The sequence below is a fragment of the Pseudomonas azerbaijanorientalis genome (assembly GCF_019139795.1).
In the GTDB taxonomy this organism is placed as follows: Bacteria; Pseudomonadota; Gammaproteobacteria; order Pseudomonadales; family Pseudomonadaceae; genus Aquipseudomonas; species Aquipseudomonas laurylsulfatiphila.
Map to the genome: position 1 here is coordinate 4142567 of NZ_CP077078.1, position 23370 is coordinate 4165936.

Consider the following 23370-nt stretch of genomic DNA (forward strand, 5'->3'; position numbering starts at 1 on the left):
CAAGGATACCGTCGCCCATGCTGCCCAACACCGCCAGGACCCACGCCAGCCCCGGTCACTTGCACACGCAGAAATGGCGCGGGCGCATAGGCCTGAGCCTGGTGGCCATGCTCTCGGTACTCGCCGGCATGACCGACGCCATCGGCTTCATGGCCAGCGGCGACTTCGTCTCGTTCATGAGCGGCAACACCACCCGGATGGCTGTCGCCATCAGCACTGGCGACCTTGGCTTGACCCTGCGCCTGGTGATACTCGTTGCCACCTTCATCGTCGGCAACGCGCTGGGCATTATCGTCAGTCGCCTGGGTCGCCGCCGGGCCCTGCCGCTGCTGTTGTGCATCGCCACCCTGCTGTGCGCTGCCGCAGCCTGGCCTTATGAGGCGCAACTGCCGGCCCTGCTGGCGGCGATCATTGCAATGGGCATGCTCAACGCCGCGGTGGAAGAAGTGAACGGCCTGCCGGTGGGCCTGACTTACGTTACCGGAGCCCTGTCGCGTTTCGGCCGCGGACTGGGCCGCTGGATGCTCGGCGAGCGCCGTAACGGCTGGCGCGTGCAACTGATCCCATGGACCGGCATGTTCGCCGGTGCGGTACTCGGTGCCGTGCTGGAACATCACCTGGGACTCAAGGCGTTGTTTGCCAGTGGCCTGCTGGCTGCCGCGCTCGGGGTATTGTCATTGAAGATCCCGCGGCGCTGGCAGTTGGGGTACATGCCGCGCTGAGTCTTGTGTTGTCTGTGCGGGCCTCTTCGCGAGCAAGCCCGCTCCCACAGGTTTTGTGGTCATACCGCAATCGTTGGCATGGCATAGATCACTGTGGGAGCGGGCTTGCCCGCGAAGAGGCCCGTACAGACAACATCACTTTGGCCGCCCCGCCGATAAAGCTTTATCATGGCCGCAGTTTCGCTGATCGAGTCTGTCATGAAGTTCGCCATCGCCGTGTTTTCCGCCGCCCATGCGCCCTCCTCGCGCCGCGCCCTGCTATTCGCCCAAGCGGCGCTGGCCGGCGGGCATGAGATCGTCCGGCTGTTTTTCTATCAGGACGGTGTCTACAACGCGTCCGCCAGCGTGGTCACGCCCCAGGATGAAGCGGACTTGCCCAAGCAATGGCGCGCCTTTGTCAGCGACCATCAACTCGATGGCGTGGTGTGCATCGCCGCCGCCCTGCGTCGTGGCGTCTTGAATGAAGAAGAAGCCCGGCGCTATCAGCGCGAGGCCGTTGCCGTCGGTGCGCCGTGGGAATTGTCCGGCCTCGGCCAATTGCATGACGCGGCGCAGGATGCCGACCGCCTGATCTGTTTCGGAGGCGCATGACATGGCCAAATCCATATTGATCATCAGCCGCCAGTCGCCATGGTCCGGCCCGGGCGCGCGGGAAGCGCTGGATATCGTGCTGGCCGGCGGTGCCTTCGATCTGCCGATTGGCCTGTTGTTTCTCGATGACGGCGTGTTCCAGCTCGCCGCCAGCCAGAACGCCAGGGCCTTGCAACAAAAAGACCTGAGCGCCAACCTGCAAGCCCTGCCGATGTTCGGTGTCGAGGAACTGTTCGCCTGTGGCGACAGCATCGCCCGGCGCGGCCTCGACCCGAGCGGCCTGTCGCTGGAAGAAGCCCAGGTGTTGGCCGCCCACGAAATCACCGCCCTCATTGACCGTTACGACCAGGTGATCACCCTCTGATGTCGACTTTGCATGTGTTGTCTCACTCCCCGTTCGGCGACGAACGCCTGACCAGTTGCCTGCGCGTGATCGGCGCCAACGACGGCTTGCTGCTGTCCGGCGATGCCGCCTATGCGTTGCAGCCAGGCACCGCGCCGTTCACGGCACTCAGCACCCGTGGCCTGAAACTGTTCGTCCTGGCCGAAGATGCCCAGGCCCGTGCGCTGGTGGTTCCGGACTGGGCCCAGGCGATCGATTACCCGGCCTTCGTCGAAATGTCGATTCACTATGACAAGGTCAACAGTTGGCTATGAATGCATTGACGGTCGGTGCCCGCGCCATCGAGCTGGACAAGGACGGCTTCCTGGTCGAACTGAATGACTGGTCTGCCGATGTGGCCAGTGCCCTGGCGGCTGCCGAAGATATCGAGTTGACGCCCGAACACTGGGAAGTCCTCGACCTGCTGCGCAGTTTCTACGCCGAGTTCCAGTTGTCACCGGCCACCCGCCCGTTGATCAAGTACACCGCATTGAAACTCGGCCCGGAAAAAGGCAACAGCCTGCACCTGAACCGACTGTTCAAAGGCACCCCCGCCAAACTCGCCGCGAAGCTGGCGGGCCTGCCCAAACCGACGAATTGCTTATGACCGATTACCCAGCACTGACCCTCGAAACGCCCGCCGAGCATCCGTTCGCCCAGTTCGTGCGGATCCTTGGCAAAGGCAAGCGCGGCGCCCGTGACCTGACCCGGGTCGAAGCCCGCGAAGCCATGGGCATGGTGCTCGATGAAAAGATCGAGCAAACCCAGCTCGGCGCATTCCTGATGCTGTTGCGGCACAAGGAAGAAAGCGCCGAGGAAATGGCCGGGTTCACCGAAGCCTTGCGCGAACGCCTGAACCCTCCGGCGCTGGCGGTGGATCTGGACTGGCCGACCTACGCCGGCAAGAAACGGCACTTGCCGTGGTACCTGTTGGCGGCCAAGTGCCTGGCGCAAAACGGCGTGCGGATTTTCATGCATGGCGGCGGCGCCCACACGGCCGGTCGCCTGTACAGCGAGCAACTGCTGGGTGAGTTGAACATCCCGCTGTGCCGCAACTGGCAACAGGTCGGCTCGGCACTGGATAACGGCGGCCTGGCCTTCATGCCGCTGGTGGACTGGGCACCGCAGCTGCAACGGATGATCGACCTGCGCAACACCCTCGGTCTGCGCTCGCCGATCCACTCGCTGGCGCGGATTCTCAATCCGCTGGGTGCGCGTTGCGGCCTGCAGAGCATTTTCCACCCCGGCTATCAGGCCGTGCATCGCGATGCCAGCGGCTTGCTCGGCGATACCGCGATCGTGATCAAGGGCGATGGCGGCGAGATCGAGATCAACCCGGACGCCGACAGCCATCTGTACGGCACCACTGACGGCGAAAGTTGGGACGAGGAATGGCCGCAGTTGTCGGCGCAGCGTCACGTCAAACCCGCCTCGCTCGATCCCGAGCATTTGAAAGCGGTGTGGCGTGGCGACGTGGTCGACAGTTACCCGCAAATGGCCCTGATCTCGACCATGGCCCTGGCCCTGCGAGGACTCGGCCAGAGCCGCGAACAGGCCTTTGAAACCGCCGAACAATACTGGGCCGCGCGCAACAAATCGATTTAACCGATCATTCGCGCCCGATCTTTGCGCTTTTTGTTCGAACCCATGGGAATAGACTCGACTCCAAAGAATATTGGCTTCTGGAGTCTTGAACATGGGTTTGTTAGTCGATGGCCGCTGGCAGGACAAGTGGTACGAAAGCAGCAAGGACGGCGCGTTCCAGCGTGAGCAGGCGCAGCGTCGCCACTGGCTGACCGCAGATGGCAAGCCGGGACCGAGCGGCGTCGGCGGTTTTGCCGCAGAACCCGGTCGCTATCACCTGTACGTGTCCCTGGCCTGTCCGTGGGCCCATCGCACCCTGATCCTGCGCAAACTCAAAGGCCTCGAAAGCCTGATCGACGTTTCGGTGGTCAGTTGGCTGATGCTGGAAAACGGCTGGACCTTCGACAAAGCCCTGGGCTCCACCGGCGACAAGCTCGATCACTTCGACTTCATGCACCAGCGCTACACCGCCGATACCGCTAACTACACCGGCCGGGTCACCGTGCCGGTGCTGTGGGACAAACAGCACAAACGCATCGTCAACAACGAATCATCGGAAATCATCCGCATGTTCAATGGCGCCTTCGACGATCTGACCGGTAACGACCTGGACTTCTACCCGGCGCCGCTGCGCGGTGAGATCGATGCGTTGAACGAGCGGATTTATCCGGCGGTGAACAATGGCGTGTACCGCGCCGGGTTTGCCACCTCGCAACAGGCTTACGAACAAGCCTTCGATGAGGTGTTTGCCGAACTGGACCGCCTGGAGCTGCTGCTGGGCGCCAACCGCTATCTGGCTGGCGAATACCTGACCGAAGCGGACATCCGCCTGTTCACCACGCTGATTCGCTTCGATGCGGTGTACTACGGGCACTTCAAGTGCAACCTGCGGCGGATTGCGGATTATCCGAACCTGTCGAACTGGCTGCGGGAGATCTACCAGTGGCCGGGGATTGCCGAGACGGTGGATTTTGAACACATCAAGCACCACTACTACGCAAGCCATCGCACCATCAACCCGACGGGTGTGGTGCCCAAGGGGCCGGCGCAGGACTTTACCCTGGCCCATGACAGGGAGCGGTTGAGCGGGAAAGGGGTTTGGCGCAAGGCCTGTGTCTGAGCTGAGCTTTGCGGTGGATGTGAGGGCCTCTTCGCGAGCAAGCCCGCTCCCACAGGGATTTGTGTCGTTCACGAATCCAATGTGGGAGCGGGCTTGCTCGCGAATGGGGGCAACTCGGACTTCAGACCTGCCCCTGAGCCCCTTCGAACCACGCCAGTTTCTCGCGCAGTTGCACCACTTCACCGACGATCACCAGCGTCGGCGCATGCACTTCATGCTCCGCCACCAATTGTGGCAAGTCGGCCAGGGTTCCGGTAAACACCCGCTGATTGACCGTTGTGCCCTGCTGGATCAACGCCGCAGGGGTATCAGCACCGCGACCATGCTTGATCAACTGCTCGCAGATGATCGGCAAGCCCACCAGGCCCATGTAGAACACCAGCGTCTGTGCCGGAGCGACCAGATCGGCCCACGGCAAATCGGTTGAGCCGTCCTTCAGGTGCCCGGTGACAAAGCGCACCGATTGCGCGTAATCGCGGTGGGTCAGCGGAATCCCGGCATAAGCCGCACAACCACTGGCCGCCGTGATCCCCGGCACGACCTGGAACGGGATGCCATGGGCCGCCAGTTCTTCGATCTCTTCACCGCCACGACCGAAGATGAACGGATCGCCGCCCTTCAGTCGCACTACACGCTTGCCCTGTTTGGCCAGGTCCACCAATTGCTGGTTGATCTGGTCCTGCGGCACCGCGTGATCGGAACGGCGCTTGCCGACGTAAACCCGCTCGGCGTCGCGACGGCACAGTTCGAGAATCGCCGGCGCCACCAGACGGTCGTACAGCACCACGTCGGCTTGCTGCATCAGACGCAGTGCCTTGAACGTCAGCAGATCGGGATCACCTGGCCCTGCGCCCACCAGATAGACTTCACCGGTCGCAACAGGAGCTTCACCATCGATTTTCGCCTGGAGCAAACGCTCGGCTTCAGCACCCTGCCCGGCCAGTTGCCGATCGGCAACCGGGCCCTGGAAAACATCCTCCCAGAATGCCCTACGCTGCTGCACATCCGGAAACAGACCTTTGACCTGGTGACGAAAACGCGCCGCCAGACCGGCCAGTTGACCGTAGGTGGAAGGAATCCAGGTTTCGATCTTGGCGCGGATCAAGCGTGCCAGCACCGGCGCATCGCCACCGCTGGACACGGCAATGATCAGCGGCGAGCGGTCGACGATGGCCGGGAAGATCACGCTGCACAGGGCCGGCGCGTCCACCACGTTGACCGGCACGCAACGCCGATGGGCATCGGCGGAGACTTGTGCGTTGAGCGCTTCGTCGTCGGTGGCGGCAATGATCAGCCCGCAACCGTCCAGATCCGCCTCGGCGTAGCCACGCAAGAGGCACTCGCCACCGCTGCCGGCAACCAGTTCGCGCAGTTGCGCTTCGATTTCAGGTGCAACCACCCGCAGCTGCGCACCGGCATCGGCCAGCAGGCGGGATTTGCGCAAGGCAATTTCCCCCCCGCCGACGACCAACACACGACTGCCGCGAAGGTTGTGAAACAGCGGCAGATATTTCATTTAGCCGATGACCTCAAGACCACCCATGTACGGCTTGAGAACCTCGGGCACACGGATCGAACCGTCGGCCTGCTGATAGTTCTCCAGCACCGCCACCAGGGTGCGACCCACTGCCAGGCCGGAGCCGTTCAGGGTGTGTACCAGTTCCGGCTTGCCGGTTTCCGGGTTGCGGAAGCGCGCCTGCATGCGGCGGGCCTGGAAGTCGCCACAGTTGGAGCACGAAGAGATTTCGCGGTACTTGTCCTGGCTCGGGATCCACACTTCCAGGTCGTAGGTCTTGACCGCGCTGAAGCCCATGTCGCCGGTGCACAGCGCCAGGGTGCGGTAAGGCAGTTCCAGCAGTTGCAGGACTTTCTCGGCGTTGGCGGTCAGCCCTTCCAGCGCTTCCATCGACTTCGACGGCTCGACGATCTGCACCATTTCAACCTTGTCGAACTGGTGCTGACGGATCATGCCGCGGGTATCACGACCCGATGCGCCGGCTTCACTGCGAAAGCACGGCGTGTGGGCGACGAACTTGATCGGCAGCAGTTTCGAATCGACGATTTCACCGGCGACGATGTTGGTCAGCGACACTTCGGCGGTCGGGATCAGGTACAGGTCGGCTTCGCCTTCGCGGGCGATCTTGAACAGGTCTTCTTCGAACTTCGGCAGCTGACCGGTACCTTGCAGCGCCGGGGCCTGGACCAGGTAAGGCGTGTAGGCCTCTTCGTAGCCGTGCTCGGTGACGTGCAGGTTGATCATGAACTGCGCCAGGGCACGATGCAGACGGGCGATAGGGCCACGCAGCAGGGCGAAACGGGCGCCGGACAGCTTGGCGGCGGTTTCGAAGTCCAGCCAGCCGAACTTCTCACCCAGGGCCACGTGGTCCTGAACCGGGAAATCGAAGGCAGTCGGGGTCCCCCAACGGCGCACTTCGACGTTGCCGTCTTCGTCTTCGCCAACCGGCACGGATTCGTGCGGCAGGTTGGGAATGCCCAGCAGGATCGAGTCCAGTTCGGTCTGGATCGCGTCCAGTTCGACTTTACCGGCGCTCAATTCGCCCGCCATGCGCTCGACATCCGCCATCAGCGGCGCGATGTCTTCGCCACGCTGCTTGGCCTGACCGATGGATTTGGAGCGCGCGTTACGTTCAGCCTGCAGTGCTTCGGTGCGGGTCTGGACGGTCTTGCGCTGTTCTTCCAGCGCTTCGATGCGCGCAACATCCAGCACAAAGCCACGGGATGCCAGGCGGTCCGCTACGTCCTGAAGGTTGCTACGTAACAGTTTGGAATCGAGCATGTCGGTTTCTCGTTTATCAAAGTTTGGTCAAGGACAGGCCGGCCCAGGTGGCAAGCAGCCCGCCGAATACGCTGAGCGCCGCATAGCCCAGGGCCAGCGGCACTTGCCCGCTTTCCAGCAGGCGCACCGTATCCAGTGAAAAGGATGAAAAAGTCGTCAGCCCCCCGAGGAAGCCGACCATCAACCCGGCGCGCACCTCGATGGGCACCTCCGGGCGTATCAAAAACAGACCGTATAGAACGCCGATCAGCAAACAGCCCACGATATTAACGGCCAGCGTCGCGGTATAGAAGTGCCGCGGCCAATTCGCGTTGATCCAGTTGCCCGTGGCAAAGCGCAACAGCGTGCCGGCCATCCCGCCGACGGAAACCGCAACGATCAAGGGAAGCACTATTTTCTCCGCTGCCGGGGGCTTAAACGGTCGAGTTTTGCCAGGTGGTTGAGTTTTTCGCCGATCTTCAACTCCAGGCCACGGGGCACCGGCTGATAGAACGGAATCGGGTCGAGTTCTTCGGGGAAATAGTCTTCCCCGGCGGCGTAAGCATCCGGCTCGTCGTGGGCATAGCGGTATTCGTCGCCATAGCCCAATTGCTTCATAAGCTTGGTCGGCGCGTTGCGCAGGTGCAGCGGCACTTCCAGCGAGCCATGTTCGGCGGCGGCGCGCAGTGCGGTCTTGAAGCCCATGTACACCGCGTTGCTTTTTGGCGCGCAGGCCAGGTAGGTGATGGCCTGGGCCACCGCCAGTTCGCCTTCGGGGCTGCCGAGACGCTCCTGCACTTCCCAGGCCGCCAGGCACAGGCTCAGGGCGCGCGGGTCGGCGTTGCCGATGTCTTCGCTGGCCATGCGCACCACGCGCCGGGCCAGGTACAGCGGGTCGCAACCGCCATCGATCATGCGCGCGAACCAGTACAGCGCGCCATCTGGGTTGGAGCCGCGCACCGATTTGTGCAGCGCGGATATCTGGTCGTAGAAGGCTTCGCCACCCTTGTCGAAGCGTCGACGGGTGTCGCCGAGCAGGCTCTGCAGGAGCTCGGTGCCGATTTCGCTGTTGTCTTCGGCCAGGTCCGAGGCGTTTTCCAGGAGGTTGAGCAGGCGTCGACCATCGCCGTCCGCGGCCGACAGCAGCATCTGGAAACCTTCATCGCTGAGGGTCAGGTTGCGCTTGCCCAGGCCCCGCTCTTCGGTCAGCGCGCGCTGCACCAGTTTGCGCAGGGCCGCTTCGTCGAGGCTCTTGAGCACGTAGACGCGGGCGCGGGACAGCAAGGCGTTGTTGAGTTCGAACGAAGGATTTTCCGTGGTCGCGCCGATGAAAATCAGCGTGCCGTCTTCGACATAGGGCAGGAACGCGTCCTGCTGGGACTTGTTGAAACGATGCACTTCGTCGACGAACAGTATGGTGCGGCGGCCGTACTGCGCGGCCTGCTGCTTGGCGATTTCCACCGCCTGACGGATCTCCTTGACCCCGGCCAGCACCGCCGAGACCGTTTCGAAGTGCGCATCCGAGACTTCCGCGAGCAGTCGCGCCAGGGTGGTTTTGCCCACGCCCGGCGGCCCCCAGAAAATCATCGAATGCAGGGCACCCTGCTCCAGCGCTTCGCGCAAGGGCTTGCCGCGAGCGAGCACGTGTTCCTGACCGACGTACTCGTCCAGGTTGGCCGCGCGCAGGCGAGCGGCCAGGGGCTGGGCGATGGGGGTGCTGCGAAACAGGTCCATGACTATCTACAAAACCTCACTGATTCTCTATCCCTTGTAGGAGCGAGCCTGCTCGCGATGGACGTTAACGATAACGCTGGCAGCCTGACACCCAGCGGGGTCCTTGAGTCCATCGCGAGCAGGCTCGCTCCTACAGGGGTTCTGCGTTTTATTCCTGGATCACGTCCGCCCCTTTAGGGATGTCGAACTTGAACTTGGACGCCGGGATCGGCTCGTTGGCCTTCACCCCGGTGAACAGGATATTGGTGCGCTGGCCCACGCTGTCGATCAGTTGCATGTCGTTGACCAGACCATTGCGGAACGACAGGCGCAGGCTGTCGAACAGGGTGTCCTTGGTCTTCGGCTTCAGGGTGAAGTCGATCACGCCGCCGGCTTCCTTGGCGCTGATGTCGAAGCTCTGGCTGATCTTGGACACGTCACCGGACAGCAGCAAGGCCGGGGTCTGGGTCAGGCGCTGGTCGAGGTTCTTGATGGTGGCCTGTTCCAGGTCCGGATCCCACAGGGTGACCTTCTTGCCATCGGACACCATGGTCTGTTCGGCCGGTGCATCGGTGTGCCAGTAGAACAGGCCCGGGCGCTGCAGGGACATGTCGCCGGAGGTTTCCTGCAACTGGGTGCCGGTGCCATCAAGGGTCAGTTGCGAAAAACGCGCAGTCAGGGTCTGGGATTTTTCCAGCAGTTGGGTCAGGCGTGCCACATCCTTGTCATCGGCGTTAGCCTGGAGCGTGGTCAAAGCCAGTACCGGCAGCAACAGCATGCGGATCAGACGCATGGGAGTCCTCATAACATTCGTGGGATTGCGAGCGGCGCCAAAGGGCGCCACCCTTTCATATTCGTGTCAGTCACGCACCGGGCCTGGGGCCAGGACTTCACGCGAACCGTTGGTGTTCATGGACGTCACGACCCCGGCCATTTCCATGGCTTCGATCATGCGCGCGGCGCGGTTGTAGCCGATCTTGAGCTTGCGCTGAACCGCGGAAATGGAGGCGCGACGGCTTTCCAGCACGAACTGGACCGCTTCGTCGTACAGCGCGTCGGCCTCGGGATCGTCACCGTCGCCGCCCCCGCTGCTGCCTTCGAAGCCGCTGCCCGCCTCTTCGACGCCATTGAGGATGTCGTCGTTGTATTCCGGCGCGCCCCGCAGCTTCCAGGCCTCCACCACGCGGTGAACCTCATCGTCGGACACGAAGGCACCGTGAACACGAATCGGCAGACTGGTGCCCGGCGGCATGTACAGCATGTCACCGTGGCCCAGCAGTTGTTCGGCGCCACCCTGGTCGATGATGGTCCGCGAGTCGATCTTGCTCGATACCTGGAACGCCATGCGGGTCGGGATGTTGGCCTTGATCAGACCGGTGATCACATCCACCGACGGACGCTGGGTCGCGAGGATCAAGTGAATGCCGGCCGCACGCGCCTTCTGGGCGATACGCGCGATCAGTTCTTCAACCTTCTTGCCGACGATCATCATCATGTCGGCGAATTCGTCGACCACCACCACAATGGTCGGCAGCTTTTGCAGGAGCGGCGCTTCGTCGTGGATGCTTTCGCGCTTGTACAGCGGATCGCTCAACGGCTCGCCGGCGTCCTGGGCTTCCTTGACCTTGGCGTTGAAGCCCGACAGGTTTCGCACACCCATCTTGGCCATCAGCTTGTAGCGACGCTCCATCTCGGCAACGCTCCAGCGCAGGGCGTTGGCGGCGTCCTTCATGTCGGTGACCACAGGGCACAGCAGGTGCGGAATGCCTTCGTAGATCGACAGTTCCAACATTTTCGGGTCGATCATGATCAGCTTGGCGTCTTCCGGGCCAGACTTGAACAGGATCGACAGGATCATCGCATTCACGCCCACCGACTTACCGGAACCGGTGGTACCGGCCACCAGCAGGTGCGGCATCTTCGCCAGGTCGGTGATGACCGGTTTGCCGCCGATGTCGTGGCCCAGGGCCAGGGTGACCGGGGATTTGAAGTTGTCGTACTCGGGGGTCGACAATACCTCGGAGAAACGCACGATCTGCCGGTCTTCGTTGGGAATCTCGATACCGACCGTGGTCTTGCCCGGAATCACTTCCACCACGCGCACGCTGGTCACGGCCAGGGAACGGGCCAGGTCTTTGGCCAGGTTGGCGATGCGGCTGACCTTGACGCCAGCGGCGGGCTGGATTTCGTAACGGGTAATCACCGGACCCGGGTGGATCGAGTCCACGGTCACTTCGACGCCGAACTCCTTGAGCTTGATTTCCAGCAGGTGACCGACCGCCGCCAGGGATTCGGGCGAGTAATTGAGCTGTTTCTTTTCCGCGGGATCAAGAATCGAGATCGGCGGCAAGGTGCCTTCAACGGCGCTGTCGACGAACAGTGGCGCCTGCTTCTCTTTTTCCACGCGTTTGCTCGGCGCGGCAGGTTTTGGCGGCGCGGGCGCAATCACCGGCGGCACCTGCTTCTCGCGCTCGGACATGTGCTTGCTCAGGGCCTGCTCACGCTCGATCAACCGCTCCTTGACCTTGGCCTGTTCGCGCTTGTCGGTGACTGTCGGCGCAACCACTTCATCCATACGGTCATCGACTTCACGCAGCTGGGCGACCAGCTGTTTGCGTTCGGTACGGGCCGCCCACCAGCGATTGGCCGCGCCCTGGAACAGTTCGAACAGGTCGAGGGTGATCTTGCCGGTGATGTCCATCACCTTGAACCACGACAGGTCGGTAAACACCGTAAGACCGAACAGGAACAACGCGATGAACAGCAGCGTACTGCCCTGGATATTCAGGGCGTTCCTCGCCAGTTCGCCGAGGCTTTCGCCCAGCGCCCCGCCCGCACCTGCCGGCAGACCGGTCGCGGCATGAAAATGGATATGGGCCAGCGCGGCACCCGACAGCACCAGGAACACCAGGCCGATCAGGCGCCAGGAGAATAGCCAGCCGCTCCACTGCCAAGGCTCGTGACGCTGACGGAAGATCTGGTACGCCTTGACCGCCAGCAGCAACGGGAAAATGTAGGCGAAGTAACCCAGCACCATGAACAGGATATCGGCGCTGTAGGAGCCCGCGGGCCCGCCGAAATTCTGCACGTCGTCGATCTTGCTGTTATGGCTCCAGCCCGGATCATCCTTGCCATAGGTCAGCAAGGCCATCATCAGGAACAGGCACAGGGCACCGATGGCGATCAGCGCACCTTCCTTGAGTCGGTAGTGCAAGTGCTGGCGCCAGAGCGGTACGACGGCTGGTTTAGGTGCTGCGGTGGATTTCTTCAAAACGCTTCTTTTCCTGCGCCAATGGCGCGTCCATCTGTTGAATGTCTAAAAAACCGCCCAATCCAGGCAGGTAAAAAAGTTAACACAGGTAACCGGGACTACTTTTAACACTGCGTCCCGGCTTTTATAAACACGGTGCGCACTGAATATATGTAACACGCAGGGCATTGTACGGGTTTGTACGCACGACGCCATGCTTGAGACCCTTGGGTGTAGCATAGTCAACAGCACATGACATGCTATTCAATTTGAGCATGCATTGTCTTTTGTGACAAAGGCTTATGAGGTGTTTTTATGAGCGAAGCGAAGCATTCCCGCCTGATTGTCCTGGGCTCCGGCCCTGCCGGTTACAGCGCAGCCGTTTATGCCGCCCGCGCCAACCTCAAGCCCGTTGTCATCACCGGCATACAGGCAGGTGGCCAGCTCACCACCACCGTCGAAGTCGATAACTGGCCAGGCGACGTAGAAGGCCTGACCGGCCCCGTGCTGATGGAGCGCATGCAAAAACACGCCGAGCGCTTTGCCACCGAGATCGTTTACGACCACATCCATACCGCCAAGTTGCAACAACGGCCATTCGAGCTGATTGGCGATGGCGGCACCTACACCTGCGACGCCCTGATCATTGCCACGGGCGCCAGCGCGCAATACCTGGGCCTGCCGTCGGAGGAAGCCTTTGCTGGCAAAGGGGTGTCGGCGTGCGCGACCTGTGACGGGTTCTTCTATCGCAACCAGGTGGTCGCGGTGGTCGGCGGCGGCAACACGGCGGTCGAGGAAGCCTTGTACCTGTCGAACATCGCCAAGGAAGTGCACCTGATCCATCGACGCGACAAACTGCGCTCGGAGAAAATCCTCCAAGACAAACTCTTCGAAAAAGCCGCCAACGGCAATATTCGCCTGCATTGGAACCAGAATCTGGACGAAGTGCTCGGCGATGCCAGTGGCGTGACCGGGGCCCGTCTGCGGGACAGCCAAACGGGTGAAACCACAGAGCTGCCGCTGACCGGGGTGTTTATCGCCATCGGCCACAAACCCAACACTGACCTGTTCATCGGGCAACTGGAAATGCGCGACGGGTATCTGCTGGTCAAGGGCGGCAGCGAAGGCGATGCTACCGCCACGGCGATTGCAGGTGTGTTTGCCGCCGGCGACGTGGCCGATCATGTTTATCGCCAGGCCGTTACGTCTGCCGGGGCCGGTTGCATGGCGGCGCTGGACGCCGAAAAATACCTCGACGACATTCCTGCCGTTTGAAGGCAAACTTTACGGCGGGCAAACGCCCGCCACTGCCCTCCCCTTCTGCAAGCCCGGATGCCATGCTGACTTGGTTACAACGCAACACCTTGCATTTCCCACCGCTGGAAAAGGCCATGCGCGACCCCAACGGGCTGCTGGCTGCCGGTGGTGACCTGTCCGCCGATCGGCTGATCTCGGCTTATCGCCACGGCTGCTTCCCATGGTTTTCCGAAGGCCAGCCGATTCTCTGGTGGTCTCCGGACCCGCGCACGGTTCTGTTTCCCGACGAATTGCACGTCTCGCGCAGCCTGAACAAACTGCTGCGCCAGCAACGCTATCAAGTGACCTTCGACCAGGACTTCGCCGCCGTCATCCGCGCTTGTGCGGCTCCCCGGGATTACGCCGACGGCACCTGGATCACCGAAGCGATGCAAGAGGCCTACATCGAACTGCACAGGCGTGGTCACGCGCACTCGGTGGAAGTGTGGGACGGGGAGGAACTGGTCGGCGGCCTGTATGGCCTGGCGATGGGCCGGTTGTTTTTTGGCGAGTCCATGTTCAGTCGCGCTGACAACGCCTCGAAATTCGGCTTTGCCACCCTGGTCCGACATCTGAAAGACTCGGGGTTTGTACTGATTGATTGCCAGATGCCGACCGATCACCTGCACAGCCTCGGAGCCCGGGCCATCCCCCGCCGTGAGTTTGCCAGCTATCTGGCCGGATATCTGGACCAACCCAACCATGCCACCTGGGTTTGCTGAGCGACATTTGCGCGCGTGGCTTACACTTATTCAAAAGCATTATCCCGAGGGTTGATCATGACCGAGTTGGCGCGTTTGAAGTTCTATGCCACTCAGCCGCACTCTTGCAGTTATCTGCCCGATGAGCAGGCCACAACCCTGTTCCTCGACCCTAGCCAGCCCATGGATGTGCATGTCTATGCAGACCTGTCGGAGATGGGGTTTCGTCGCAGTGGCGATCATCTCTACCGGCCGCATTGCCAGAATTGCAATGCCTGCGTTCCGGCGCGCATCCCCGTGGGGCAGTTCACGCCCAACCGGCAACAGAAACGAATCTTCAAGCGCAACGCGGACTTGCAGGTGCGCCCGGCCAAGCCCCGCTTCAACGAAGAGTACTTCGAGCTTTACCAGCGCTACATCGAACAGCGTCACGCCGATGGCGACATGTACCCGCCAAGTCGCGACCAGTTTTCGACCTTCCTGGTGCGAGACCTGCCGTTTTCAAGGTTTTATGAGTTTCGCCTGAACGGCCAGCTGCTGGCCGTCGCCGTCACCGATTTGCTGCCGAACGGTCTTTCGGCGGTCTACACCTTCTACGAGCCAGCCGAAGAGCGTCGCAGCCTTGGGCGCTATGCAATCCTGTGGCAAATCGCCGAGGCCAGGCGACTGGGGCTGGAGGCGGTCTACCTCGGCTACTGGATCAAAAACTGCAAAAAAATGAATTACAAGACTCAATATCGCCCTATTGAGTTGCTGATTAATCAGCGCTGGGTGGTTCTAAACTAGAGACGCCCCTAAACCCCTTGGCTTAAACCCCTCTTTTCGGGCACAATGCACGCCGCTTTTGCCTGGCGCAGTTGCACCGGGCCATTCATTGGACACCGAGGGCTTTACTGCATGTCGAAAGAAGACAGCTTCGAAATGGAAGGCACTGTCGTCGACACCCTGCCCAACACCATGTTTCGTGTGGAGTTGGAAAATGGGCACGTCGTAACCGCGCACATCTCCGGCAAGATGCGCAAGAACTACATCCGTATTCTTACCGGCGACAAAGTGCGCGTAGAGCTGACTCCCTATGACTTGAGCAAAGGGCGCATCACTTACCGCGCCCGCTAATCTGGTCAATACAAGACGCCCGGCTTATGCCGGGCGTTTTTGTTTGTGCGCGATTTAGCTGCCTTCACACCAAACCCTGTGGGAGCGGGCTTGCTCGCGAATGCGATCTGTCTGACACAGGGATGCTGGATATGCCGACGCTTTCGCGAGCAAGCCCGCTCCCACACTGGATTTGTGCATGACCTACAGACAACAAAAAGGCGCCTTTCGACGCCTTTTTGCTTTGTGGCGGTTTAACGTCAGGCCATCTCGGCCGTGGTCTCGAACTCGAAGGTCAGCTCGCCATCCTTGATGTCGATGTGCACCACACCGCCATGTTCGGCCAGTTCGCCAAAGAGAATCTCCTCCGCCAGTGGACGCTTGATCTTGTCCTGGATCAGGCGAGCCATTGGGCGAGCACCCATCGCCGCGTCGTAGCCACCTTCGGCCAGCCAGCTGCGGGCCGCATCGGTGACTTCCAGCAACACTCGCTTGTCTTCCAGCTGCGCCTGAAGTTCGGTAAGGAACTTGTCCACCACGCTCTTGATGACCTCATGACTGAGGCGACCAAACTGGATAATGGTGTCCAGACGGTTGCGGAATTCCGGCGTGAAGCTCTTCTTGATCACTTCCATCGCATCGGACGAGTGGTCCTGGAAGGTGAAACCGATCGAAGCACGAGCAGCTGTCTCGGCACCGGCGTTGGTCGTCATGATGACGATCACGTTACGGAAATCCGCCTTGCGCCCGTTGTTATCGGTCAAGGTACCGTGGTCCATGACCTGCAGCAGCAGGTTGAAGACTTCCGGATGCGCTTTCTCGATTTCATCGAGCAACAGCACGCAGTGTGGTTGCTTGGTGATGGCTTCGGTCAGCAGACCGCCCTGGTCGAACCCGACATAACCCGGAGGCGCACCGATCAGGCGAGATACGGTGTGGCGCTCCATGTACTCGGACATGTCGAAGCGAATCAGCTCGACCCCCAGCGCCTTGGCCAACTGACGCGCCGCTTCGGTTTTACCGACACCGGTAGGCCCTGCGAACAGGAACGAACCGACAGGCTTGTCAGGGGACTTGAGGCCGGCACGGGACAGCTTGATCGCGGTTGCCAGCGAGTCGATCGCGGCATCCTGACCAAATACGGTCAACTTCAGGTCACGCTCGAGGTTACGCAGCAGTTCCTTGTCGGAGCTGGTGACGTGTTTTGGCGGAATCCGCGCGATTTTCGCGACGATGTCTTCGACCTGAGGCACTTCGATGCGCTTGACTCGCATCTCGACCGGTTGCAGGCGCTGGTAAGCACCCGCCTCGTCGATCACATCGATCGCCTTGTCCGGCATGTGACGATCGTTGATGTAACGCGAAGCCAGTTCGGCAGCCGCGCGCAGGGCTTCATCGCTGTATTCGATATTGTGATGGCTTTCGAAACGCCCCTTCAGGCCGCGCAGAATGCCGATGGTGTCTTCAACCGAAGGCTCCGACACATCGACCTTCTGGAAACGCCGGGCCAAGGCACGGTCCTTCTCGAAGATGCCGCGAAATTCCTGGAAGGTGGTCGATCCGATGCAACGGATATCACCCGAGGACAGCAGCGGCTTGAGCAGGTTCGAGGCATCCATGACGCCACCGGACGCAGCACCCGCACCAATGATGGTGTGGATCTCGTCGATGAACAGGATCGCCTGCGGCCGTTTCTTCAGCTCATTGAGCAACGCCTTGAAGCGCTTCTCGAAATCGCCACGGTATTTGGTACCGGCCAGCAAGGCACCCAGGTCGAGGGAGTAAACCACGCTGTTGGCCAGCAGGTCCGGCACCTGGTTGTCAACAATGCGCTTGGCCAGGCCTTCGGCGATCGCGGTTTTACCCACCCCCGCCTCGCCCACCAGCAGCGGGTTGTTCTTGCGTCGACGCGCCAGGATCTGTGCGACACGCTCGACTTCCAGCTCACGCCCCACCAAGGGATCGATACGACCCTGGCGCGCGAGTTCGTTGAGGTTGCTGGCATAAGCATCCAGGGGATTGCCCGAGGAAGAAGACTCACCGCCCTCGTCGTCCTGCATATCTTGCTCACCTTCAGAGTGATCGCCATGCCCCGGCACCTTGGAAATGCCATGGGCGATGTAGTTGACGACATCTATGCGGGCAACGCTCTGCTGTTTCAGCAGGAACACCGCCTGACTCTCTTGCTCACTGAAGATCGCGACCAGCACGTTGGCACCAGTCACTTCGCGTTTGCCCGAGCTCTGTACGTGAAACACAGCACGTTGCAGTACACGCTGGAAGCCCAGGGTTGGCTGAGTTTCGCGATCCTCGTCATGCACGGGGATCAATGGCGTGGTGGAGTCGATGAACTCCTGCAGGTCATGCTTGAGTTTGTCGAGGTTTGCGCCGCACGCGCGCAGAACGGTGGCGGCAGCCTCATTGTCCAATAGGGCCAGCAGGAGGTGTTCGACGGTCATGAACTCATGACGCTTCGAACGGGCTTCCTTGAAGGCAAGATTGAGGGTGACTTCGAGCTCGCGGTTTAACATAGCTTCACCTCATACCCAAGTGGTCGGCGATTAACCGTCCTTCTCGATTTCACAGAGTAGCGGATGCTGGCTTTCCCTGGCGTACTGGTTGACCTGCATGGCCTTGGTCTCCGCGATGTCGCGGGTAAACACTCCACATACTGCCCGTCCTTCTGTATGGACGGCCAGCATGACCTTGGTCGCCAGCTCGCGATTCAGGTTAAAAAACACCTCGAGCACTTCGACGACGAAATCCATCGGTGTGTAGTCATCATTGAACAAAACCACCTTGTACATTGGCGGCGCCTGTAGAGCAGGCTTTGCCTCCTGAACAGCAATGCCTGCGGAATCGTCGTCGTGTAAATCAGGGCGATCCTGATTGAATGTTAGTCGAATCTGGCTGATTGCATGCATGGAAAGAAAGGTTCGTCAGTTGTTCAAATACAGTGGTGGGGGCGGCTATCAGCGATTTCAACTCCGACTGCCGGTCAGCTTGACTATCGGCAAAAGGGTGTTACAACCAATAGAGCCCACAGTGGGTAAAAAAGGTCCGCGGAGTCAAACTTATTTACAGGTTCGACTGCGGATGTAGTGGATGATACTCCAGTGATGGAGTCTGTTGCAGAGGGAGTTGGGTATGGCAGTCGGCAAGGTGAAGTGGTTCAACAACGCCAAGGGTTACGGATTCATCAACGAGGAAGGCAAGACAGAGGATCTGTTTGCCCACTACTCGGCCATAAAAATGGAAGGTTATAAAACCCTGAAAGCCGGGCAAGCTGTCGTATTCGAGATCATCCAGGGGCCCAAAGGCCTTCACGCGGTCAACATCGGTAACCCGGTGGACGCCTCGAAAACCGCGACACCGTCACCTGAGCAGACCGTTTCGGTTTAATACCGCCGCGTCATCCAGTCATAAAAAAACCGCCCGACTCAACTTCTTGAATCAGGCGGTTTTTGTGTACCTGCGTGTTCTTACATGTGCGAGATCAGCGCATCACCGAAACCGGAAGACGACACCAGTTTCGCCCCTTCCATCAGACGCTCGAAATCATAGGTCACGGTCTTGGCGGAAATCGCGCCATTGGTGCCCTTGATGATCAGGTCGGCCGCTTCGGTCCAGCCCATGTGGCGCAACATCATTTCAGCGGAGAGGATCAGCGAACCCGGGTTGACCTGGTCCTTGCCGGCGTACTTCGGCGCCGTACCGTGGGTGGCTTCGAACATGGCCACGGTGTCGGACAGGTTGGCCCCTGGTGCAATACCGATACCGCCCACTTCCGCCGCCAGGGCGTCGGAGAGGTAATCACCGTTCAGGTTCAGGGTCGCAATCACATCGTATTCGGCCGGGCGCAGCAGGATCTGCTGGAGCATGGCGTCGGCGATGGCATCCTTGACGATGACGTTCTTGCCGGTTTTCGGGTTCTTGAACTGCATCCACGGACCGCCGTCGAGCAGGGTCGCACCGAATTCTTCAGCCGCCACTTCGTAGGCCCATTCCTTGAAGGCACCTTCGGTGAACTTCATGATGTTGCCTTTGTGCACGATGGTCAGCGAGTCGCGATCGTTGTCGACCACATATTGCAGGGCCTTGCGCGCCAGACGCTTGGTGCCTTGCAGCGAAACCGGCTTGACACCGATACCGCAGTTCTCGTCGAAACGGATCTTGGTGACGCCCATTTCTTCTTTAAGAAACTTGATAACCTTGGTGGCTTCCGGCGTACCGGCCTTCCACTCGATGCCGGCGTAGATGTCTTCGGAGTTCTCGCGGAAGATGGTCATGTCGACATCGCCCGGCTTCTTGACCGGGCTGGGCACGCCTTCGAACCAGCGCACCGGGCGCAGGCAGACGTACAGGTCGAGCTGCTGACGCAGGGCCACGTTCAGCGAACGGATGCCGCCACCGACCGGAGTGGTCAGCGGGCCCTTGATGGAAACCACGTAATCCTTGACCGCGTCCAGGGTTTCCTGAGGCAGCCAGGTATCCTGGTCGTAGACCTGAGTCGCTTTTTCCCCGGCGTACACCTCCATCCAGGAAATCTTGCGCTCGCCACCATAAGCCTTCTTAACTGCAGCATCGACAACCTTGATCATGACCGGGCTGATGTCGACGCCAATGCCGTCGCCTTCGATGAAGGGGATGATCGGGTTATTAGGAACATTGAGAGAATGGTCTGCATTGACGGTGATTTTGTCGCCGACGGCTGGAACCTGAATCTTCTTGTAACCCATGCTGAACTCCATTGATTGGATTGAACATCTGGCTTGGTTCGAGCGTAACCCAGTTGAATCGGCGCGCAAACCCTATGTTCTATCCATATGCCGCAAACCCGCACAACCAGCGGCCTACAAGCCTGAAAGCAAAGGGAAAAACGCCAAACTCAAGCACGACGAATGACCTTACGCCCTCCTCGCCCCTGCGACCTTTAGACCAATGGACGACATTGGTTGCATATGAACCATCGGCAGATTGCCAGCTACCTATGTATAATGCCGCCGCTGACTAAAGGGTCACGACGGTCTGAACAGCTCTACGACGAGTGTTTACGCCGGATTAGTCGGTCTGTTACCGCAGCCCGACTGCTTGACGCCCCACTGATGCACCCAACATCACAGCAACGAAACCTCGATATTCGGCTCATGGATGACTTTGAACGAACGCGCTTACCCGGCGCCCTCGAGTTTCTGCGCACGCTTTAGCAAAGAAGAGAGAGTTAATCCGAATATGCCCACCCGCTCGAAGATCATCTATACCTTCACCGACGAAGCTCCTGCCCTCGCCACCTATTCACTGTTGCCTATCGTAGAGGCCTTCACCGCCTCGGCTGATATCGCCGTTGAAACCCGCGATATCTCTCTTGCAGGGCGCATCCTGGCCAGCTTCCCCGAGCAACTGGGTGACAAAGCCGTAGCCGACCACCTCGCCGAACTGGGCGCCCTGGCCGTTACGCCTGAAGCCAACATCATCAAGCTGCCGAACATCAGTGCTTCGGTTCCACAACTGCAAGCCGCGATCAAAGAGCTGCAAGCCCAGGGCTACAACCTGCCGGACTACCCGGAAACCGTGACCTGCGACGCCGACAAAGAAGCCAAGGCGCGCTACGACAAGGTCAAGGGCAGCGCCGTGAACCCGGTTCTGCGTGAAGGCAACTCCGACCGTCGCGCTCCGCTGTCGGTCAAGAACTACGCGCGCAAGCACCCGCACAAAATGGGCGCCTGGGCCAAGGACTCCAAGTCCCACGTCGCGCACATGAGCACCGGCGATTTCTACGGCAGCGAAAAAGCCGCCCTGATCGACGCCGCTGACGCCGTGAAAATCGAACTGATCGCTCAAGACGGCACCGCCACCGTCCTGAAAGAAAAGACTACCGTGCAAGCCGGTGAGATCCTCGATTGCGCGGTCATGAGCAAAAACGCCCTGCGCCGCTTCATCGCCGCCGAAATCGAAGACGCCAAGGCACAAGGCGTACTGCTGTCGGTTCACCTGAAAGCCACCATGATGAAGGTCTCCGACCCGATCATGTTCGGCCAGATCGTTGCCGAGTTCTATAAAGACGCACTGGCCAAGCACGCTGACGTGCTGGCACAGATCGGCTTCAACCTGAACAACGGCATCGGCGACCTGTACGCTCGCATCAAGGCCCTGCCTGCCGAACAGCAAGCGGCCATCGAAGCTGACATCCAGGCGGTCTACGCCGCTCGCCCTTCCCTGGCGATGGTCAACTCCGACAAAGGCATCACCAACCTGCACGTGCCGAGCGACGTCATCGTCGACGCCTCGATGCCGGCGATGATCCGTGACTCCGGCAAGATGTGGGGCACCGACGGCCAGCTGCACGACACCAAGGCCGTGATCCCGGATCGTTGCTACGCGACCATCTACCAGGCCGTGATCGAAGATTGCAAAGCCAACGGCGCATTCGACCCGACCACCATGGGCAGCGTGCCGAACGTTGGCCTGATGGCGAAGAAAGCCGAAGAGTACGGCTCCCACGACAAGACCTTCCAGATCAAGGCTGACGGTGTTGTTCGCGTCACCGACAGCAAGGGCAACCTGCTGCTGGAGCAGTCGGTCGAAGCCGGCGACATCTTCCGCATGTGCCAGACCAAAGATGCACCGATCCAGGACTGGGTCAAACTGGCGGTCAACCGTGCTCGCGCCAGCAGCACTCCGGCGATTTTCTGGCTGGACCCAATGCGCGCCCACGACGGCGTGGTCATCGAGAAAGTTCAGGCCTACCTGAAGGATCACGACACTGCCGGCCTGGACATCCAGATCATGTCGCCGGTCGACGCCATGAAGTTCACCCTGCAGCGCACCCGCGAAGGCAAGGACACCATCTCGGTGACCGGCAACGTACTGCGCGACTACCTGACCGACCTGTTCCCTATCATGGAACTGGGCACCAGCGCCAAGATGCTGTCGATCGTGCCGCTGATGAACGGCGGTGGCCTGTTCGAAACCGGCGCCGGCGGTTCGGCTCCAAAGCACGTTCAGCAACTGCTGGAAGAGAACTTCCTGCGCTGGGATTCGCTGGGTGAATTCCTGGCCCTGGCCGCGTCCCTGGAACACCTGGGCGTGACCTACGACAATCCAAAGGCGCTGGTACTGGCCAAGACCCTGGACCAGGCCACCGGCCAGTTCCTGGACAACAACAAGTCGCCATCGCGCAAAGTCGGCAACATCGACAACCGCGGCAGCCACTTCTACCTGGCGCTGTACTGGGCTCAAGCCCTGGCCGCCCAGACCGAAGACGCTGCACTGCAAGCGCAGTTCGCGACCCTGGCCAAAACCCTGACCGAGAACGAGGCGACCATCGTTGCCGAACTCAACGCCGTTCAGGGCAAGCCAGTGGACATCGGCGGTTACTACCACGCCGACGCCGAGCTGATCAGCAAAGCCATGCGCCCAAGCGCAACCTTCAACGCGGCGGTTGCAGCGTTGGTTTAAGGTTGCAAGGAAGCACCACAAACCCCGGCCCTGTGCCGGGGTTTGTGTTTTCTGGCCTTCACACAATTTACCGGTGACACACGGACCAATGTGGGAGCGGGCTTGCTCGCGAAAGCGGTTTATCATTCAACACCTTCATTGACTGACCCACCGCTTTCGCGAGCAAGCCCGCTCCCACAGGGACAGCATTTCAACTTCGAGGAGATCTCATGGACTGGAAACCCCACATCACCGTCGCCACCATCGTCGAAGACAATGGCCGCTTCCTGATGGTCGAAGAACTCAAGCACGGTCGCGTGGTGCTCAACCAGCCCGCCGGCCACCTGGATCCGAACGAAACCCTGACCGAAGCCGCCGTGCGCGAAACCCTCGAGGAAACCGGCTGGGACGTCGAACCGACCGGCGTACTGGGCATTTACCTCTACACCGCCCCGAGCAACGGCGTAACCTACCAGCGGGTCTGCTTCATCGCAAAACCGCTGAAACACCACCCCGATTATCAACTGGACGACGGCATCGTCGGCGCCAAGTGGTTGACCCGCGAGGAATTAATCGAGCAGCGCGGCAACTGGCGCAGCGAGCTGATCATGCGCTGCATCGATGACTATCTGGCAGGCATTCACTTCGGCCTTGAATTGATCCGTCCTTCTCTTTAGCCATGCAGGCTCCGGCCTGTTAGAAT

The 23370-nt window shown here is 60.5% G+C and carries 23 protein-coding genes; 14 read left to right on the forward strand and 9 right to left on the reverse strand.

All coding sequences use genetic code 11. The annotated features are described in order from the left end of the window. The first annotated feature begins 17 nt into the window (after positions 1 to 17). From KSS91_RS18410 to KSS91_RS18440, 7 genes are all read left to right on the forward strand, one after another. Positions 18 to 722: a YoaK family protein gene (locus KSS91_RS18410; protein WP_015094409.1), complete on the forward strand. Its 705-nt coding sequence runs from the start codon at positions 18 to 20 to the stop codon at positions 720 to 722. Between the two features lie 198 nt (positions 723 to 920). Beyond that, positions 921 to 1313 carry a sulfurtransferase complex subunit TusD gene (gene tusD, locus KSS91_RS18415; RefSeq protein ID WP_007977064.1) on the forward strand — a complete coding sequence of 131 codons (393 nt, stop codon included), beginning with the start codon at positions 921 to 923 and terminating at the stop codon, positions 1311 to 1313. 1 nt (position 1314) lies between these two features. Next, positions 1315 to 1677, forward strand: a complete 363-nt coding sequence (tusC, locus tag KSS91_RS18420; protein ID WP_217835694.1) for a sulfurtransferase complex subunit TusC — start codon at positions 1315 to 1317, stop codon at positions 1675 to 1677. After that, positions 1677 to 1970: a sulfurtransferase complex subunit TusB gene (gene tusB / locus KSS91_RS18425; RefSeq protein ID WP_217835695.1), complete on the forward strand. Its 294-nt coding sequence runs from the start codon at positions 1677 to 1679 to the stop codon at positions 1968 to 1970. Before tusC ends, tusB begins: the two co-directional genes overlap by 1 nt. Beyond that, complete coding sequence (locus KSS91_RS18430; protein ID WP_104447769.1) at positions 1967 to 2302, forward strand: TusE/DsrC/DsvC family sulfur relay protein; 336 nt, start codon at positions 1967 to 1969, stop codon at positions 2300 to 2302. Before tusB ends, KSS91_RS18430 begins: the two co-directional genes overlap by 4 nt. Then, the gene (locus tag KSS91_RS18435; RefSeq protein ID WP_217835696.1) at positions 2299 to 3300 is read left to right on the forward strand and encodes a glycosyl transferase family protein; all 1002 of its coding nucleotides are present in this window, start codon (positions 2299 to 2301) and stop codon (positions 3298 to 3300) included. Before KSS91_RS18430 ends, KSS91_RS18435 begins: the two co-directional genes overlap by 4 nt. Before the next feature lie 91 nt (positions 3301 to 3391). Beyond that, positions 3392 to 4399 carry a glutathione S-transferase family protein gene (locus KSS91_RS18440; protein WP_217835697.1) on the forward strand — a complete coding sequence of 336 codons (1008 nt, stop codon included), beginning with the start codon at positions 3392 to 3394 and terminating at the stop codon, positions 4397 to 4399. A 121-nt stretch (positions 4400 to 4520) separates the two neighbouring features. Here the strand turns inward: KSS91_RS18440 and cysG are convergent, their stop codons facing one another. From cysG to KSS91_RS18470, 6 genes are all read right to left on the reverse strand, one after another. Continuing rightward, positions 4521 to 5915: a siroheme synthase CysG gene (gene cysG, locus KSS91_RS18445; RefSeq protein ID WP_217835698.1), complete on the reverse strand. Its 1395-nt coding sequence runs from the start codon at positions 5913 to 5915 to the stop codon at positions 4521 to 4523. Next, entirely contained in the window at positions 5916 to 7196 is a 1281-nt protein-coding gene (gene serS / locus KSS91_RS18450; RefSeq protein WP_015094401.1) for a serine--tRNA ligase, read from the reverse strand. 16 nt (positions 7197 to 7212) lie between these two features. Continuing rightward, a complete protein-coding gene (gene crcB, locus KSS91_RS18455) occupies positions 7213 to 7587 on the reverse strand; it encodes a fluoride efflux transporter CrcB (RefSeq protein ID WP_008049383.1) in 375 nt (124 codons plus the stop codon). After that, positions 7587 to 8909: a replication-associated recombination protein A gene (locus KSS91_RS18460; RefSeq protein WP_015094400.1), complete on the reverse strand. Its 1323-nt coding sequence runs from the start codon at positions 8907 to 8909 to the stop codon at positions 7587 to 7589. Before KSS91_RS18460 ends, crcB begins: the two co-directional genes overlap by 1 nt. 148 nt (positions 8910 to 9057) lie before the next feature. Continuing rightward, the gene (lolA, locus tag KSS91_RS18465; RefSeq protein WP_015094399.1) at positions 9058 to 9681 is read right to left on the reverse strand and encodes an outer membrane lipoprotein periplasmic chaperone LolA; all 624 of its coding nucleotides are present in this window, start codon (positions 9679 to 9681) and stop codon (positions 9058 to 9060) included. 66 nt (positions 9682 to 9747) lie between these two features. Then, positions 9748 to 12159: a DNA translocase FtsK gene (locus KSS91_RS18470; protein WP_015094398.1), complete on the reverse strand. Its 2412-nt coding sequence runs from the start codon at positions 12157 to 12159 to the stop codon at positions 9748 to 9750. A 294-nt stretch (positions 12160 to 12453) separates the two neighbouring features. Here KSS91_RS18470 and trxB point away from each other — a divergent pair, with 294 nt between their 5' ends. The 4 genes from trxB (at position 12454) to infA (ending at position 15251) form a co-directional block, all read left to right on the forward strand. Next, positions 12454 to 13413, forward strand: coding sequence for a thioredoxin-disulfide reductase (gene trxB, locus KSS91_RS18475; RefSeq protein WP_217835699.1), 960 nt, complete (start codon positions 12454 to 12456; stop codon positions 13411 to 13413). Between the two features lie 62 nt (positions 13414 to 13475). Beyond that, complete coding sequence (gene aat / locus KSS91_RS18480; RefSeq protein ID WP_217835700.1) at positions 13476 to 14156, forward strand: leucyl/phenylalanyl-tRNA--protein transferase; 681 nt, start codon at positions 13476 to 13478, stop codon at positions 14154 to 14156. Between the two features lie 57 nt (positions 14157 to 14213). Continuing rightward, positions 14214 to 14921, forward strand: a complete 708-nt coding sequence (locus KSS91_RS18485; protein ID WP_015094395.1) for an arginyltransferase — start codon at positions 14214 to 14216, stop codon at positions 14919 to 14921. 111 nt (positions 14922 to 15032) lie between these two features. Continuing rightward, a complete protein-coding gene (infA, locus tag KSS91_RS18490; RefSeq protein WP_002553999.1) occupies positions 15033 to 15251 on the forward strand; it encodes a translation initiation factor IF-1 in 219 nt (72 codons plus the stop codon). Between the two features lie 239 nt (positions 15252 to 15490). On the opposite strand, the gene clpA is transcribed toward infA, so the two are convergent. Both clpA and clpS read right to left on the reverse strand, forming a co-directional pair. Continuing rightward, positions 15491 to 17761 carry an ATP-dependent Clp protease ATP-binding subunit ClpA gene (clpA, locus tag KSS91_RS18495; RefSeq protein WP_007972069.1) on the reverse strand — a complete coding sequence of 757 codons (2271 nt, stop codon included), beginning with the start codon at positions 17759 to 17761 and terminating at the stop codon, positions 15491 to 15493. A gap of 30 nt (positions 17762 to 17791) precedes the next feature. Beyond that, positions 17792 to 18154 carry an ATP-dependent Clp protease adapter ClpS gene (gene clpS / locus KSS91_RS18500; RefSeq protein WP_015094394.1) on the reverse strand — a complete coding sequence of 121 codons (363 nt, stop codon included), beginning with the start codon at positions 18152 to 18154 and terminating at the stop codon, positions 17792 to 17794. A gap of 223 nt (positions 18155 to 18377) precedes the next feature. On the opposite strand from clpS, the gene cspD reads away from it, so the two are divergent. Next, the gene (gene cspD / locus KSS91_RS18505) at positions 18378 to 18632 is read left to right on the forward strand and encodes a cold shock domain-containing protein CspD (RefSeq protein WP_015094393.1); all 255 of its coding nucleotides are present in this window, start codon (positions 18378 to 18380) and stop codon (positions 18630 to 18632) included. Between the two features lie 80 nt (positions 18633 to 18712). Here the strand turns inward: cspD and icd are convergent, their stop codons facing one another. Further along, positions 18713 to 19969 (reverse strand): NADP-dependent isocitrate dehydrogenase, encoded by a 1257-nt coding sequence (gene icd, locus KSS91_RS18510; protein ID WP_007972065.1) that lies wholly within the window; start codon positions 19967 to 19969, stop codon positions 18713 to 18715. Between the two features lie 493 nt (positions 19970 to 20462). On the opposite strand from icd, the gene KSS91_RS18515 reads away from it, so the two are divergent. After that, positions 20463 to 22688 carry an NADP-dependent isocitrate dehydrogenase gene (locus tag KSS91_RS18515; RefSeq protein WP_217835701.1) on the forward strand — a complete coding sequence of 742 codons (2226 nt, stop codon included), beginning with the start codon at positions 20463 to 20465 and terminating at the stop codon, positions 22686 to 22688. Between the two features lie 209 nt (positions 22689 to 22897). Continuing rightward, a complete protein-coding gene (locus KSS91_RS18520; protein WP_217835702.1) occupies positions 22898 to 23344 on the forward strand; it encodes an NUDIX hydrolase in 447 nt (148 codons plus the stop codon). Positions 23345 to 23370 lie beyond the last annotated feature (26 nt).

Excerpts from the sequence above, each read along its gene's own strand:
- KSS91_RS18410 (WP_015094409.1), top strand. The coding sequence starts at position 18 with ATGCTGCCCAACACCGCCAGGACCCACGCCAGCCCCGGTCACTTGCAC.
- tusD (WP_007977064.1), top strand. The coding sequence starts at position 921 with ATGAAGTTCGCCATCGCCGTGTTTTCCGCCGCCCATGCGCCCTCCTCG.
- tusC (WP_217835694.1), top strand. The coding sequence starts at position 1,315 with ATGGCCAAATCCATATTGATCATCAGCCGCCAGTCGCCATGGTCCGGC.
- tusB (WP_217835695.1), top strand. The coding sequence starts at position 1,677 with ATGTCGACTTTGCATGTGTTGTCTCACTCCCCGTTCGGCGACGAACGC.
- KSS91_RS18430 (WP_104447769.1), top strand. The coding sequence starts at position 1,967 with ATGAATGCATTGACGGTCGGTGCCCGCGCCATCGAGCTGGACAAGGAC.
- KSS91_RS18435 (WP_217835696.1), top strand. The coding sequence starts at position 2,299 with ATGACCGATTACCCAGCACTGACCCTCGAAACGCCCGCCGAGCATCCG.
- KSS91_RS18440 (WP_217835697.1), top strand. The coding sequence starts at position 3,392 with ATGGGTTTGTTAGTCGATGGCCGCTGGCAGGACAAGTGGTACGAAAGC.
- cysG (WP_217835698.1), bottom strand. The coding sequence starts at position 5,915 with ATGAAATATCTGCCGCTGTTTCACAACCTTCGCGGCAGTCGTGTGTTG.
- serS (WP_015094401.1), bottom strand. The coding sequence starts at position 7,196 with ATGCTCGATTCCAAACTGTTACGTAGCAACCTTCAGGACGTAGCGGAC.
- KSS91_RS18460 (WP_015094400.1), bottom strand. The coding sequence starts at position 8,909 with ATGGACCTGTTTCGCAGCACCCCCATCGCCCAGCCCCTGGCCGCTCGC.
- lolA (WP_015094399.1), bottom strand. The coding sequence starts at position 9,681 with ATGCGTCTGATCCGCATGCTGTTGCTGCCGGTACTGGCTTTGACCACG.
- trxB (WP_217835699.1), top strand. The coding sequence starts at position 12,454 with ATGAGCGAAGCGAAGCATTCCCGCCTGATTGTCCTGGGCTCCGGCCCT.
- aat (WP_217835700.1), top strand. The coding sequence starts at position 13,476 with ATGCTGACTTGGTTACAACGCAACACCTTGCATTTCCCACCGCTGGAA.
- KSS91_RS18485 (WP_015094395.1), top strand. The coding sequence starts at position 14,214 with ATGACCGAGTTGGCGCGTTTGAAGTTCTATGCCACTCAGCCGCACTCT.
- infA (WP_002553999.1), top strand. The coding sequence starts at position 15,033 with ATGTCGAAAGAAGACAGCTTCGAAATGGAAGGCACTGTCGTCGACACC.
- clpA (WP_007972069.1), bottom strand. The coding sequence starts at position 17,761 with ATGTTAAACCGCGAGCTCGAAGTCACCCTCAATCTTGCCTTCAAGGAA.
- clpS (WP_015094394.1), bottom strand. The coding sequence starts at position 18,154 with ATGCATGCAATCAGCCAGATTCGACTAACATTCAATCAGGATCGCCCT.
- cspD (WP_015094393.1), top strand. The coding sequence starts at position 18,378 with ATGGCAGTCGGCAAGGTGAAGTGGTTCAACAACGCCAAGGGTTACGGA.
- icd (WP_007972065.1), bottom strand. The coding sequence starts at position 19,969 with ATGGGTTACAAGAAGATTCAGGTTCCAGCCGTCGGCGACAAAATCACC.
- KSS91_RS18515 (WP_217835701.1), top strand. The coding sequence starts at position 20,463 with ATGCCCACCCGCTCGAAGATCATCTATACCTTCACCGACGAAGCTCCT.
- KSS91_RS18520 (WP_217835702.1), top strand. The coding sequence starts at position 22,898 with ATGGACTGGAAACCCCACATCACCGTCGCCACCATCGTCGAAGACAAT.